Source organism: Brevundimonas sp., assembly GCF_031412435.1.
Lineage (GTDB): Bacteria > Pseudomonadota > Alphaproteobacteria > Caulobacterales > Caulobacteraceae > Brevundimonas.
In genome coordinates, this window is record NZ_JANODA010000045.1 from 1 (window position 1) to 13,129 (window position 13,129).

The 13,129-nt window shown below is 66.7% G+C and carries 14 protein-coding genes; all 14 read right to left on the minus strand.

What is annotated here, in order from left to right; translation table 11 throughout:
* Window positions 1-199: 199 nt before the first annotated feature.
* Entirely contained in the window at window positions 200-880 is a 681-nt protein-coding gene (locus tag RMO01_RS09045) for a hypothetical protein (protein ID WP_309628720.1), read from the minus strand.
* Window positions 881-933: 53 nt separating this feature from the next.
* Complete coding sequence (locus RMO01_RS09050; RefSeq protein ID WP_309628721.1) at window positions 934-1,488, minus strand: DUF1353 domain-containing protein; 555 nt, start codon at window positions 1,486-1,488, stop codon at window positions 934-936.
* Between the two features lie 18 nt (window positions 1,489-1,506).
* Window positions 1,507-2,580: a contractile injection system protein, VgrG/Pvc8 family gene (locus RMO01_RS09055; protein WP_309628722.1), complete on the minus strand. Its 1,074-nt coding sequence runs from the start codon at window positions 2,578-2,580 to the stop codon at window positions 1,507-1,509.
* 3 nt (window positions 2,581-2,583) lie between these two features.
* Window positions 2,584-2,811: a tail protein X gene (locus RMO01_RS09060; protein ID WP_309628723.1), complete on the minus strand. Its 228-nt coding sequence runs from the start codon at window positions 2,809-2,811 to the stop codon at window positions 2,584-2,586.
* Entirely contained in the window at window positions 2,808-3,230 is a 423-nt protein-coding gene (locus RMO01_RS09065; protein ID WP_309628724.1) for a phage tail protein, read from the minus strand. The genes RMO01_RS09060 and RMO01_RS09065 overlap by 4 nt, the downstream gene beginning before the upstream one ends.
* Entirely contained in the window at window positions 3,230-5,911 is a 2,682-nt protein-coding gene (locus RMO01_RS09070; protein WP_309628725.1) for a phage tail tape measure protein, read from the minus strand. The genes RMO01_RS09065 and RMO01_RS09070 overlap by 1 nt, the downstream gene beginning before the upstream one ends.
* Window positions 5,912-6,024: 113 nt before the next feature.
* The gene (locus RMO01_RS09075; RefSeq protein ID WP_309628726.1) at window positions 6,025-6,348 is read right to left on the minus strand and encodes a hypothetical protein; all 324 of its coding nucleotides are present in this window, start codon (window positions 6,346-6,348) and stop codon (window positions 6,025-6,027) included.
* 3 nt (window positions 6,349-6,351) lie between these two features.
* A complete protein-coding gene (locus tag RMO01_RS09080; RefSeq protein WP_309628727.1) occupies window positions 6,352-6,888 on the minus strand; it encodes a phage major tail tube protein in 537 nt (178 codons plus the stop codon).
* A 50-nt stretch (window positions 6,889-6,938) separates the two neighbouring features.
* Window positions 6,939-8,189, minus strand: coding sequence for a hypothetical protein (locus tag RMO01_RS09085; RefSeq protein ID WP_309628728.1), 1,251 nt, complete (start codon window positions 8,187-8,189; stop codon window positions 6,939-6,941).
* Window positions 8,190-8,308: 119 nt separating this feature from the next.
* The gene (locus RMO01_RS09090) at window positions 8,309-8,779 is read right to left on the minus strand and encodes a hypothetical protein (RefSeq protein WP_309628729.1); all 471 of its coding nucleotides are present in this window, start codon (window positions 8,777-8,779) and stop codon (window positions 8,309-8,311) included.
* Window positions 8,780-8,782: 3 nt separating this feature from the next.
* Window positions 8,783-9,493 (minus strand): glycine-rich domain-containing protein, encoded by a 711-nt coding sequence (locus RMO01_RS09095; protein ID WP_309628730.1) that lies wholly within the window; start codon window positions 9,491-9,493, stop codon window positions 8,783-8,785.
* A gap of 119 nt (window positions 9,494-9,612) precedes the next feature.
* A complete protein-coding gene (locus RMO01_RS09100) occupies window positions 9,613-10,608 on the minus strand; it encodes a hypothetical protein (RefSeq protein WP_309628731.1) in 996 nt (331 codons plus the stop codon).
* 11 nt (window positions 10,609-10,619) lie between these two features.
* The gene (locus RMO01_RS09105) at window positions 10,620-10,841 is read right to left on the minus strand and encodes a hypothetical protein (protein ID WP_309628732.1); all 222 of its coding nucleotides are present in this window, start codon (window positions 10,839-10,841) and stop codon (window positions 10,620-10,622) included.
* Between the two features lie 14 nt (window positions 10,842-10,855).
* Window positions 10,856-13,129: a hypothetical protein gene (locus RMO01_RS09110; protein WP_309628733.1), complete on the minus strand. Its 2,274-nt coding sequence runs from the start codon at window positions 13,127-13,129 to the stop codon at window positions 10,856-10,858.

The following is a 13,129-nucleotide window of genomic DNA, read 5'->3' on the forward strand; positions in this document are numbered from 1 at the left end:
ATAACCCGCCGGGGACGACACGGTCAGCTCGCTTTCCAGCGTGACGGCCTGCCGTGTTTCAGGGTTCCAAATGCGACCCTGCGTGAAGTCGATCTGGAGCCACGACGGGTCTTCGACCCACGAAGGAGCCCCCCCTCCCATAGGTCGGGCGAGGGTGGCCGCGCGGCGGGAAAGCGGACCAGCAAGCATGACAAAACCCCTAGGGCTGGATGATGAGCGTCAGCGTCCGGGCCCCGACTTGGGGGACCGCCGCGCCGCTCAGGACGCTGCGAAGTTTGAACCGGCCGAGGTGGAGGAAGGCGCCGGGCTCGATCGCCACGCGACGCGCAGCGGCCAGGGCTCCGACCTTGATCAGCTGCTCGACGCCGAGCTGATCGAACGACGGCGTGAACCCCGCCCCGTTGGCGACCGACACGGCCAGGTCGGCCGTCGTCCAGCCGTTGGGGACCGTCACGCCGACCACCTTGGCCGGGGCGATATCGATCTCGGCCGAGAGGCTTTCGCCGGCGCCGAAGCCGACGGAGATCTCGCCCAGCGGCGCGTTACCGACCGGTGAAGCGATCGCCGCCGTCTCTACGAAGGCCAGATGCTGGCCCGGCTCGACCGCGATCGTCTGGGGTGCGCCCGGGTAGACGAGAATATCCTCCCCGTCGGCCGTGGCGTCGCCCCAGGCCGTGGCGTAGACGGCGCCGGCCAGGACGATGATCCGCGCGAGCCCGCGTCCGCCGACGAAGTTCGGGGCGACCTCGCTCTGAACGGAAACGGATCCGACGTTCAGGGTCTCAGATCCATAGGAGCGGGCGACCGCCTCCTCGACCTGGCCGCGCGCGGAATCGACGCTGGCCATGGCCAGCCACTCAAGGCGAACCTTCGCCGTCATTTGGGATCTCCGATCTAGGTATTGAGAGGCAATGCGAACCGGGTTCGCAGTCCTCAGAGGGAAAGCAGGAGGGCGAACAGGATCTCGATCAGCGCCCAGCCGACCCATCCCCAGCACGTCGCCGCGACCAGGACGCCGAGCGTCCAGGCGATCGCCGCGTCTTTCAGCATCCTGGATCTCGGCGGATGGCGCGACGGGTGACGGGGACCGAAGCTGCGCCAGCCGACCAGGCGGACGACGACATAGCGGAGCAGACGCCACCAGAACGGCGCGTAGGTCTGGCCCTCGGCCTTCAGCTTGGCGGACTCGACGCCCATCGCCTCAAGCCAGATCCGGTCGGCCTCGGCCCGGGGCCGCGCGGCGGTTCTATAGAGATCGTCATGAACGACGTCGGCCTTGGCGCAGAGACCGAAAGGCGGATCGACCAGCCAGGAGACACGGGGCGTACTCCCGTAGTCGGATCCGGCCCCGACCTCGATCTCGACCAGGTCCCCGGATCCGGGAAAGCCGACCTCATAGGCGAAGGGTTGGACCACGTCGACGCAACGGCGGCCGTGTTCGGTCCGATACGCCACGCGGACGACCAGGTCCTCCGTGAACGAACTCATGCCAGCCCCCCGACTGTTTCAGGTTGTCGGCGCTGTCCTGGCGCGGTCGTCGCGACCGGCGGATCCTTGCGGCTGGCCGAGTTCGAGACTGGTCGTCAGTCCGCCCGATCGGTCGATCGAATGCTCGACCGCATCAATCCGGTAATCTCCGTCGATCCCGGCCCGCGCGCCGATGACGCTGCAGACGCCCTCGGGCTTGGCGCTGACGTCAGCGTCGATCGTGACCGTTCCGGATCCGGCCGCGCGTTCGACCTCTGCGGCCGAGGCGTTGGCCTGATCCTGAGCCGCGCCTTCGTCGGCGGCCGGATAGCGCGTGAACAGTTCGGCGTCCGTCTGATCGTCGTCGATCGCCGTCGACTGCTCCCGAAGGGTCGCAGCGTCGGGATCATAGTGGCGGGAGCGGGCCCGGTTATGCCGGGGCCGCCCGACAAAGGGTGCGATATCCCAGCTGAGAAGGTTGCGCCCGTATTCCGCCAGAACCGTATCGAGCGAGCGGCCCGACGCTGAGGTTCCGGCGTTGCGGCGGACCAGCATCGCCCGATTGCCCATGACCTTGAAGGATCCGCCGACCTCGCGCGCGATGCGCTGGCCGAAGGCGAGGAAGCTCTCGCTTTCCATCGCCAAGTACGATCGCTGAATGCTGGCGAGATCAGGATCGACACGAACGTCTGAGATCCCGGCCGCCTCGCCCGCCTGTCTGAGCGCTTCCCCGATCGTTGTGTCGTCGAAGTGGCGTTCCTGGAGCTGCTTCGCCCGCCCCGTCACGTCTGCGCCCTTAGCGGAAACTGTCAGGATTCGGCCCCCGCTGCGATCCCCCCGCGAGCGCGGTTCGTCGACCGTTCCGGAGAAGGCCAGGGCCAGGCCGCGAGGGTCCCGCAACATGATCTCGATCGGAGCCCGGGGGCGGGGAAAGACGATCGTTCCCGCCCTGTCGTCGAGTTCGATCTCGGCCGTGTCCGACGAATGGCCGGCGGCGTCGCGGATCCGCAGCGACTGCAGGATCGGCGCGATCGCCGGCGAAATGTCATTGCCGCTCACTGTCACGCGGAAGCGGGTCAGGAAGACGGCTGCAGCCGCCGCGTCTCGGGCCATGATCTAATCCCAGAGCTGGATGACCGCCCGCTCGGCAGGCTGGGCGGCCGCCTGCAGGATCGGCAGAACCACGCGGGTTCCGACGGGAAGGAAGGGGCCCAGCTGCGCCAGGCCCGGATTGAGATCGAGAACCTGCTCGACCAGGCCAGGGATCGGGCGGCGATACTGTCGCCAGATCAGGTCGGCCAGGGTCAGCTGATCCGCAGACACCACGATCGCGGACGTCGTCATTGGATCAGCCCCATCTGCGCACCCTGATATTCCCCTTCCGGCGGGGGATCGCCTTCGCGGAGCTGGATCTCGAACTCGATCAGGCGGGGCACGCCCTGCGCGTTGAGGTTCCGCGACGTCTCCCTGAGGCTGAAGATCAGGAACCATCCCACGGGCTGGCCGTCACCGCGCATCAGGTGTTGGGCGGAGCCAGTGCTTTTCAGCTGGACCAGCTCTCGCCACTCCTCCTCGCCGCCGAGCGCCTCGGGAAACAGCTTGCCCCGGAACGTCAGCTCCTGGGCGCTCTCGCCCATGAACTCATAACCGGGCCGCCTCCCGAGGATCGGCTTCTCGGCGAAGTCCGCCCCGCTTGTACGTTCGACTTCGTCGACGTTGAGCGGGGCGACCTCGAACACGATCGAACCCAGAGCGTAGAGCATCAGGCAAACTCTCCGTTGTCGGCATGAATGCCGCCCATGAACTGGCGGAACTCGGCGCGGAGCTGGGCCATGACGTCGCGGAACACCGACTGAGCGTCGGCGCCGGTGACGTGGAAAGGTCCGATCTGAGGGGCGAAAACAAATCGCCTCTCGCCGCGCCCGCCTTGCGACGATTGCGGAGCCGAGCCGCCGACCGGGCGTGATGCGCCGTCGCCGGCCACGCGCTGCAGCTCGCCGTTCGGATAGATCGTTCCGGAGCGGCCAGCCTTGAAGATCTCGGGGCCTTCCTCGCCGACGAGGTATTCGTCGCCCTGACGGACATAGCCGCCGCCCGCCCGAGCGCCGGCCAGTTGCCGCCCTGCAGAAGGCATAGCTGGACGGCCCCCGCCCGGGGCGGGAGCTGCGCCGCCCGTTCGAGGCGTTGGAAGGTTTGGAGCCTGGCCGCCGTTACGCAGCCGAGACCACATTTCCCCGGCCTTCTGGATCACGGTCGCGATGCCGCCGATCAGGCGGGCGATCCAGACCACAACACCGCCGATCGCCTTACCAGCGGACTCGCCCCAGTTTTTCCAGCTACCCTCGGATCCGCCGCTGTCGCCCAGGAGCCTTCGCACCCATCCGACAACAGTCGCGATCCCGTCGATCAGCGGTTGCAGGGCAGGCCGAACCGGCGCGATCGCCGCCATGAACCCGCTCGCAAAGCCGGTGAAGAAGGCTTTGACCTTCGACCAGTTCTCGATGATCCAGCCGGCCGCGAGAACCAGGATCCCAATCCCGCTCCCGATCAACAGGCCCCGGAAGGCGAGCTTTGTCAGGGCCAGAGCGCCCCGGATCATCCGCAGCGGATTGAGCATCGTGAGCAGCCCGGTCGCCATGCCCCGAACGCCCCCGGCCTTCATGCTGCGGGAGAAGACTGTCGCCTGCAGCGTGGCCGCCATGTATGCGCCGACCAATTGGCGACGAAGGCCGAGCGCGAGATCGATGACCGCCGTCCGCATGCCGGCCAAACCGCCGCGCTTCACGGTGGCGAGGAAGATCCCGGCCCGCACCGTCGCCTGACGGAAGCCCCCAGATACTCCAACCAGAGCTGCGCGACTAAGTCCCAGACCGCGCCTGAACAGCCGCAGGGGGTTGATCGCCTGCAGGAGGTGGTTGGCGAAAACGGACGCCTTGCCGGCCTTGAGAGCGCGCGAAAAAATCTTAGCCTGCAGCGTAGCCGCGATATAGGCGCCCGCCAGTTTGCCCTGGAGCGCTGTGGCTAGCCCGGCCGCGCCAGTCCGGACGAAAGCGAAGCGGCCGCCGAAGGCGACAAGCGCGCCCCGACCCTTGCTCAGTTTTCCTTGGAAGACGCCCAGCCCGAGGCCGAGATCGATCAGGGCCTGCAGCATCTGCGCCTTGCCGAACCGGAACGCGATCGTCGCCAGGCGGAAGGCGACCAGGGCTCCGATTGTCACGACGATGGCGCGCGTCAGGCCAGGGTGAGCCGAAGTCAGCCTCTCGATCGCGTCCGCGACCGGCGCGAGGACGTCCGTTATCGCCTGCATCGCCGGAATGAGGATCGTGCCGATCGTGATCGACAGGTTCCGCATGACGTTGGCGAACAGGATGGCCCGGTTTGCGGAGGTCCGCGATCGGACATCGTACTCCCTCTGAGCGCTTCCAGCGTACTTGGCCCGATCGCCGACGATCCCCAGGCTTTCAGCCATGAGGCGCTGGTTCGTCAGCAACGGTCCAAGAGCGCGGGCTTCGTCGCCAAACAGGTCGGTCGAAACGGCGGCTTGCATGTAGGCGGGGAGGCGGCCGAGGCGTGCGATGACCTCCTCGATCGTCCCGACCGCGTCGGTCTGCATTCGCCTTGCGACGTCGGTCGCGTCCAGGCCGAGGATACCGAATGCCTCACTCTGACGCTTCGTCGCCGCCTCGCCGCGCGTGAGCGCCTTGCCCATGTTCCGGATCGAGGTCGCCACGACCTCGGGCGCCTGGCCGGTCGAGAGCATGGCCGAGGCGTATGCCGCGACCTGTTCCCCCGCCAGGCCGAACTGCTTCGCTTGGGCCCCGACGCGGGTCACGACCTCAAGGATGTCCGGCGCGGCCGAGGCCTGTTTGTTCGACAGTTCGTTGATCGCATCGGCGAGCGATACGGCCTGCGGCGTCGTCAGGCTCAGGCCCGTCCGCAGGTGAGCCAGCGCATCGCCTGCGGCGTCCGCCGAAATATCGAAGGCCGTTCCCACCATTGCGGCCGAGCGGACGAACTCCAGGATCTGATCTCGCGCGATCCCGGCCTGGCCTGCAGCTGCAGCCATGGAGGCGAGCCCCTCGGCGGAGATCGGGACCTGACGGGACATGGCCCGCAGATCTCGCGCCATCTCCTCGAACTGCTCGGGCTTGTCGAACTCGACGACCTTGCGCACGTCCGCCATGGCGCTTTCGAACGACATGGCCGCCCGGATCGGAGCCCCCAGCGCCACGCCCAGAGCGAGTGCCGTTCCGGCCGCGTCGACCAGATCCGTCCGCAGGCGGCCGATGTTCTGGCGGTTGGCGTCCGACATGGCGCGCAGCCGCTGGCCGTTGCCTTCGGTGATCGCCTGAGTGATCCCCCGAACCGACTGCGCCGCCCGCCGAGCGGGGCCGGTGACGCGGTCGATCAGTGACAGGATCAGCTGCGAGGTGCGGCGGGACATTTGAGGCTCCTATTTCGTCCAGCCGCGCGCCCGCGCGATCCGGGTCGCTTCGTCATGCCACTTGCGCAGCCTGGACCAGCGAAGCCGAAGCAGCTGGTCCAGGCCGCCTGTGTTCAGGACGTGTGCAGTATCGGCTGCGAGGGCTCGCCAGCTGCGCCAGTCTCGGCCGGCGAGGAGGCCGTCGAGGAGGGCAAAGGGTCGAGCGGTTTGATCTCGGTCATCGCCGCCTCCAGCTGAGACTGGCGGATCTTGCGGACGACTTCGATCGGCGTGTCGCCGTCGAAGGCGACCAGTTCGATCATGGCCTTGATCTCGTTAGTTCCCGCCATCACGTCGTCCTGGAACTTCTCCAGAGCGCCGAGGGAGGGGTCGAAATCGACGACGGTCCAATCCTTGCCGTTGTGGTGGATCGCTTTTTTCAGGATGATCTGAGCCATGGGTTAGCCCCGGATCCCGAGCATCTGATTGGTTTCGGCGTTCTGCTCGACCCCGTTCATCCGCATCGTGTTCGTGAACCAGTCGAAGTAGATCAGCTCGCGACCGCCGAAGCTCAGCTCATAGTGCATGATCTGGTTGATGCCGTATTCGTCGCCGTTCAGCTCGCCGCGCTTGTAGGCGTCGGGGGCGACCTTGCCGAGGCGGCCCTCGATCGTGGCGATCGACTGGATCGCCTCGCCGCTGCGCTGATCGCGCATCACACCGTAGCCGGTGAAGCGCGTCAGCTTTTTCGAGCCCAGCCCGAACTGCGTCAGCAGTTCGGGATCGAAGCCCTTCAGCTTGAAGGTCGACTCCAGTTTCTGGATCCCGACGGCGAACTCGACCTGAACGGCGGCGCCGCCGGCCATATGCTCTTGGAACATCTCCTGGAGGTCCGGAAGCTTGAACTCCTCCAGCGTCAGGTGCTTGGAGTTCGACGGATCATGGTCGCCCGCGAAAAGGTTCACGGCTTCCATGAGATAGAATTTAGATGCGGCCATGGGCCTGCGCTCCTGTGTGAGGATTTAGGGAAAGGAAGGCGCGGCGCGGATCAGGCCGAGGCCTGGCCCGAGAGGCTTTCGAGCAGATCGTCCAGGGCGTCGCGGTAGCGGGCAGACTGGATCGTCATATGCCGGAGAACCGGAGCCTCCTCGAACGCGGCGCGGATCACGATCCGGCCCAGCCGGAGCTGGTCAGGCTGGTTCTGATCCTTCCGGAACTCGACCTGGAAGCCGAGGATATCGCCGTCGGCCTCACGATCGCGCAGCTCGAACTTCACCGTGTTCAGGATCGTCCGGAGGACGTTGCCCGTCAGATTGAAGCGGCCGAGGTAGAAGCGCAGCGTCCGCAGGAAGAACAGGTGGACGTAGTCGCGGCCCCGGACCTGGTGATACTGGCGCCAGAGTTCGTCCGGGCCAGCGTTTTCGGTTCCGACAAACACGAAGCCGCCATCCGCGATCGCGCCGTCGACGCCGCCCTCGCCCCGAACGACGATCCCGATCTGACTGGCCAGAAGATCCTGGCCGCTGATCGCGCCGTCCGTCAGGCTGAACGGGATCGCCCGCGCAGGACCGATGCCGCCGAGGATCGGTCGGTTCGCCCAGCTCTTGAACGGGCGTCCGCTGTTCTCATGGTCGACCTTGACCGCGAGGCCGAGGATCCGGGGCGCGAGCGGAACGACCGTCGGGGTCGCTCCGACCATAACCTTCCAGCCGCCGGTGACCGGGATCAGACGTTTGTGGGCGATGGTCGCGCGCCAGGCCTTGTCGTTTGCGTCAGTGTCGTTCGGGCCCTCGACGACGGCGACGGCGAGCAGGCTGTCCAGGACCGATCCCAAGGCGGCGCAGACGGCGTTGGCGGCGTTGCCGACGCGCTGGTGCGTATACCCGGGGACGGAGACCAGGCGAGGCGTGACGCCGAGCAGGGTCGCCGCCGTCTTCAGGACGTTGATGCCCTTGTTCACGGCGATGATGTTGGCGATCGTGGCCGCATCCTTGGCGGCCTGATCGCCACCGGCACCCTCGGCGACGCGGATGATGACGATCTGCGCCGCCGCCTGGAACTCGCCGAGCTGGGCGTTGATGCCGGCGACCGCGTCCGGAATGGAGCCGGTTTCGCCGAGATCGGTCAGGGCCTGCGTATCGTTCGAATAGATCAGGACCGCCGTATCGGCCGGAAACTTCGCGACGTCGGCCGCCGGGGCCGTGCCGACCAGGGCGATGACGGACATATTCGCACCGGCCGCGCTGCGCGGTTCGGTCGTCTCTTGATTGATGGAAAAGCCGAAAGTGGGATCGGCCATGGCGTCTCTCCTGGAGCATGAAAAAAGCCGCCCGGAGGGGCGGCTCGGGTGAGGCCAGATGCGAACCGGGTTCGCATGCTGACGGGGCAGTCAGGTTGAGCGGCGCGAGAAGCGGCCGCCTATGGGATCGCGGCCGCCGCGATGAACAGCTGATCGATCATCTCGGACGTCAGCCCCAGCGGCCCTGACAGGGCGGCCAGGAGGGGGGCGTCGCGGCGCGTCCCCGGGGCGCCGGCCAGCTGTATCTGAGCGGCGATGCGGATTTGCTCGGGAAGACCTTCAATCGCGGCTTCGACAGCGTCATACAGCGAAGCCTCTGGGTTGAGGCCAAAGACCGCGCCGTCCAGGCCGAGGCTTCCGAGCGTGGTGAGGCTCATCACGGTCTTGGCCTGATAGGTCCAGACCTCGACCGGGACAGCAGGGTGCGCGGGGACAGCGGGCACTGGAGGCGCGAAGGCTCCAGCCTCATAGGTCCAGCCCGGGCCCGCAACGTCCGTTTCGATTGCCTGGACGTCAGCCAGGGCCTGATAGTCATCGGCGGCGAGGATCACATTCTCGACGACGCCGGCGCGGATAAGAGCGAGGCGCATGGGTCAGGCCTTTTTGAACCAAGGGTAGATGATGACGCGGCCCGCCGCGCCCAGGCCATGCAAGCCGGCCGTAGAGGAACCCGCGCCCCCGCCGCCCGGAAAGCCGCCGTTGCCGGCCTGAGCGTTGTGAGCAGCGTTGCCGCCGCCGCCGGGGTTGTCGCCGACGCCGGCGTGTCCCGCCGCACCGGCCGCAGCGTTCGGATTGTCACCGGCGTAGAGGTCACCGATCTGGCCGGCTTGGAACGCGAACACTCCAGCCAGGGGGAGCCCGATGCCTTTGGACAACGGCCGGACCGCACCGCCATTACCGTTGATTTCGAGATTTGGGGTCGTGGACCCGCCGCCGCCGGCGACGTCCCCGCGCCGGGAGCCCTTACCGTGCCTGTAATCGTTCAGACGGTTTCCGCCTTGGCCCTCGATCGCAAAGCTGTTCTGGCTCTGGTTCGTGGCGATGATCGGCATATCGCCGAGACTGAGCGTGTTCACGCCGTTCGCCCGACCCCCATGGCCTATCGCCCAAGGCCCGAAACTGGAGTCGCCGCCGTCAGCCTCGCGCGCGCCCCCCGCGCCGACGGTGATCGTGACCGTTGCAGGAGCGCCCATTTCGGCGAGGGTGACGTAAACGCGTGGCGAGCGGCCGCCGGCACCTCCATTGTTGATCGATCCGCCGGCGCCGCCGCCGCAGGGGATAATTTCGAAGCCGTCGAGAACCATTCCTGCAGGAGCGGGATACTCCGTCGCGATCGTCTTCGTGGCGGTCGCCAGGTAGACGAACCGGCCCCCCCTCTGCATCCCCGGCCCGGCGGCCGGGAACAGTTCACTTGCCGATGTCATCAGGTCGCGCCTTTCTCATAGGTCGCGGTCCATCGATCCTCGACGCTGTCGAAGATGAAGTTGAACCGGCCCGAAATATCGAGGACCAGGTTTCCGGTGCAGCCCCGGATCACCTTGCCGTTCGGGTTGATGGTGAGGTTTTTCGCCGGCCAGGAGCCGTCGGGATCGATGACTGAGACCTGGACGTCGTCCGCCGGATCCAACGGGAGCGTGAAGGTCCAGGGCCCGGCCGAGGTGTCAGCCCGAATGACCTCGCCGTGCGCGGCGGTGTAGGCCGCCGCCTTCCGCTGGCCAGCCAAGGCGGCCAGTACGCGAGCTGCAGTCAGGGGCGTTGCGGCGGCGATGGTGGCGTCACGAGCTTCCTGGACGATCTGGATCGCCGCCTCAGCGAACTCCTTGTGTCCAAGAGCGTCGCTCGCCGCCCCCTCCGCGCTGGCCACGGCCGCCAGGATGGTGGCCGCCAGGGTCCGCCCCTCCTCCAGCATGAGAAGCTGGGCGAGGGTCGAGCCCGCGAGGGCCCCGATGCTCCAGTCGGAGTGAGGGCCGGGGTCACCCGCGACGGTGATAACCTCCAGCGAGAGGAGACCTGTCTCGGGATCGTAACTCCTCAGCTTCACGACGGCGTAGTCGTCGGCCGAGAGCGTCCGGCCGAGCAGGAGAAACGGCGACGGCGCGAACAAATCGCGGGCGTCGCCGGCCGCAACCTCCAGCTCCAGGAGAGCCCCGGCCTCCAGGGTCGCGGGCGTCTCGGACGCCGCGACCAGGAAGCCGAGTTCAGTCAGGCGGCGGATCCTTTCGGCCGCCGGCCCGATCGCCTCATTGATGCGGGCGAGGGCGACGTCGATCCCCTGGCGAGAAACCTCGGCCCAGGCGATCTTGATATTCTCGAACCCGCGCAGCCGCGCAGCAAGTTCGAGAACGAAGCGGTTCCAGAACGACTGATCGAACGTGGTCGAGCCGTCGACGTGGAACGCCTTCTCGAATGCCTCTTGCATGGCGTCCTCGCTCAGTCGGCGTCGAACGGCGAGGGCGGGAGAGCGGTCGCCGAACCGATCGCATCGGCGGGAAGCGTCGCCAGGACGCCGCCCTTGATCCGGTGCTTGTGAGAGGGAAGCAGCTCCCCGCCGGTCACAGGGACAGGGCGGGTGAGCTGGACGGAGTAAGTCGTCGCCGGCTCATAGGCAGGCGACGACGTACGGGCCGGAACGGCCTTGGGGCGGGCAGTCATGGTCGGGGATTTCCTTAGGAGGTGAACGCCAGGTCGTAGCGTTCGGCGACGTGGAACGTGATCAGAGCGTTGTCCGTCAGGCCCTTCGTCCGGATCTTGAACTGGCCGATCGGAGCGGCCGTGTTGAAGCGCCAGGTTCGCAGGATGGCCTTGGGATCAGGGGTCGGCTGATCGGTGACGACATCAGCGGTTTCGAGGGTGGCGAACGTCGCGCCGCAGAGCAGCTCGGCAACGCAGTCGTGACGGGCTTCGTCATAGTTCTCGAGACGCGCCGTGACCTCGATTCTCGAACAGTTCCCGGGCAGAACGTGAGCCTTGGAAACATGCTTGAAGTCGAGGCGCGGTCGCGTCGTCGTCACCTCCGAAGCCGCGCCGACGCTAAAGCCCGGCATGACGTCCGTCGTTCCGAGGAGGACGACGCGCAGGGCGAGGATCGGCGGAAGCCCCGTCAGGAGCGTTTCGGCATAGCTCTTGATCGGCCGCCAGGAGCCGTCGGCGAGCTGGACCTCATAGAACCGCTCAGTCCCCGGCGGCGTGACGACGTCGGAGTTGATCGAGATCGAGGCGATCCCGTTTTCCAGCTGCAGAGGCTGCAGCGCGACCTCCACGCGGGGCGACTCGAACTGCGCGACGTGAAGGGTGAAGGGGATATCCTTCGTCACGTCGCCCTGCATCCACGCCCCGTCCGTCGAATAGAACAGGGAGCCGTTGACGTTCTTGTTTCCGGAGACCGTCGCGATGAAGTGGTTTCCGGCCGTGATGATCGCGAACCCGTAGCGCCTTCCCTTCTCCAGGTAGGTGAGGGGGAGAGCGACCTTCGTCAGCGCCGGGAGCGTTTTCAGGTCCGCAGCCGGGATCGTTACCTTCGCGATCGCGGCGTCCAGTCGCGGCTTGCCGCCTTCCGTTTCACAGAGGATCAGCGTCAGGTCCCCGGTGTTCGCGACCCGCGTGAACGGGAGCGAGATCGCCGAGACCCAGGCCGCCTCGGACGACAGGAACGTCTGCGAGACCAGGGCGCCGTTCACGCCTTCAGTGACCGTGATGTAGTCCCAGTAGGGCTCCTCATAATAGTCGATCCAGTATTGCGTCGTGCGGACGAACTGGTGATCGATCAGGGCGCGGGCACGATCTTCGGGAGCGACGATCCAGGTCTCCCCGGCGCGCGACAGAACGGCCGACGTCGGATCGTACTGGCCGGACTGCCACCACGCCGAGTTCGTGCAGGGGTGCATTTCCGCGCCGAAGCGCACCAGCTCGCGAGTGATCGTTCTCTGAACGACCTGGGTCGTCTGATACTGATATTGCGACAGCGACAGCTCCGCGTCCCGGCCGTCGATCTTGATCCTCTCGACCTCGGAGAACTTCGGCAGGACGAAGTTGCCGCGCTTGATGACGGTCGGATCGATCGCGTTCGCCAGGGCGAGCTGGGCGACGCGAACAGCGGCCGGCGGGAAGCGGACGCCCTCCCGAACGGTCGCGAGATTGTCCGCGTGGGCCGTGTCGGTTTTCGCAGGGGTCAGGAAACGGTCGGCGTCATAGCTGCTGAAGGTGGCCGGCAGTTCTGACAGTTCCTTGAGGCGGGCGACGTCGCGCGCCACCTCCAGAACCAGCGAGGTCGAGGCCAGGCCACGGACCTGAGCCGACAGACCGGCGACGTTCGTATCCAGCACGTCCAGTCGCGAACCCGCCTGGCCGCGCCAGGCCTGCAGGCCGCGCAGCTGCTCGGCGTTGCCCTGAACGCTGGAGAGCTTGTTGTCCTCGCGCATCGTCACGCTGACGACGCCGGCCGGTGACAGTACGACGTCCGCGATGGCGAGAAGGTTGGCGTCGATCGCCGGGACCTTCGGATCCGAACTCTCGACGCCGCTGACCGTGTCGATATTCGCGAACCGGCGAACCTGCGTCGCGACCATCTGGCCCTGCGTGGTTTCCGTGTCGACGTCGACCAGGAAGGTCCGCGCCTCGACGTCAGCATCGCTCTCCGTGCCCCAGGCGACGATGGTGACGATCTTGCGCGTAACGGCCGGGAGGACGGTGATCAGATCCAGGATGACGCCGCCGACGTCGTCACGGAAAAACACCTTGCCGTTCTCGTACAGACGGCCGCCGCCGACGGTCACCTGCGCAGCGGAGGTCTGGAGCGACTGGAACCCGGTGTAGCGACGACCCGCGTCGACGGCATCGCGGACCACATGATCGAGGCTCTCACGACCGAACAGACCGATATTGTTCAGGTCCGCGTCCGAGACTTGCTGGTTCGGATGGATTTTGATGATGCGTTCGCCCAT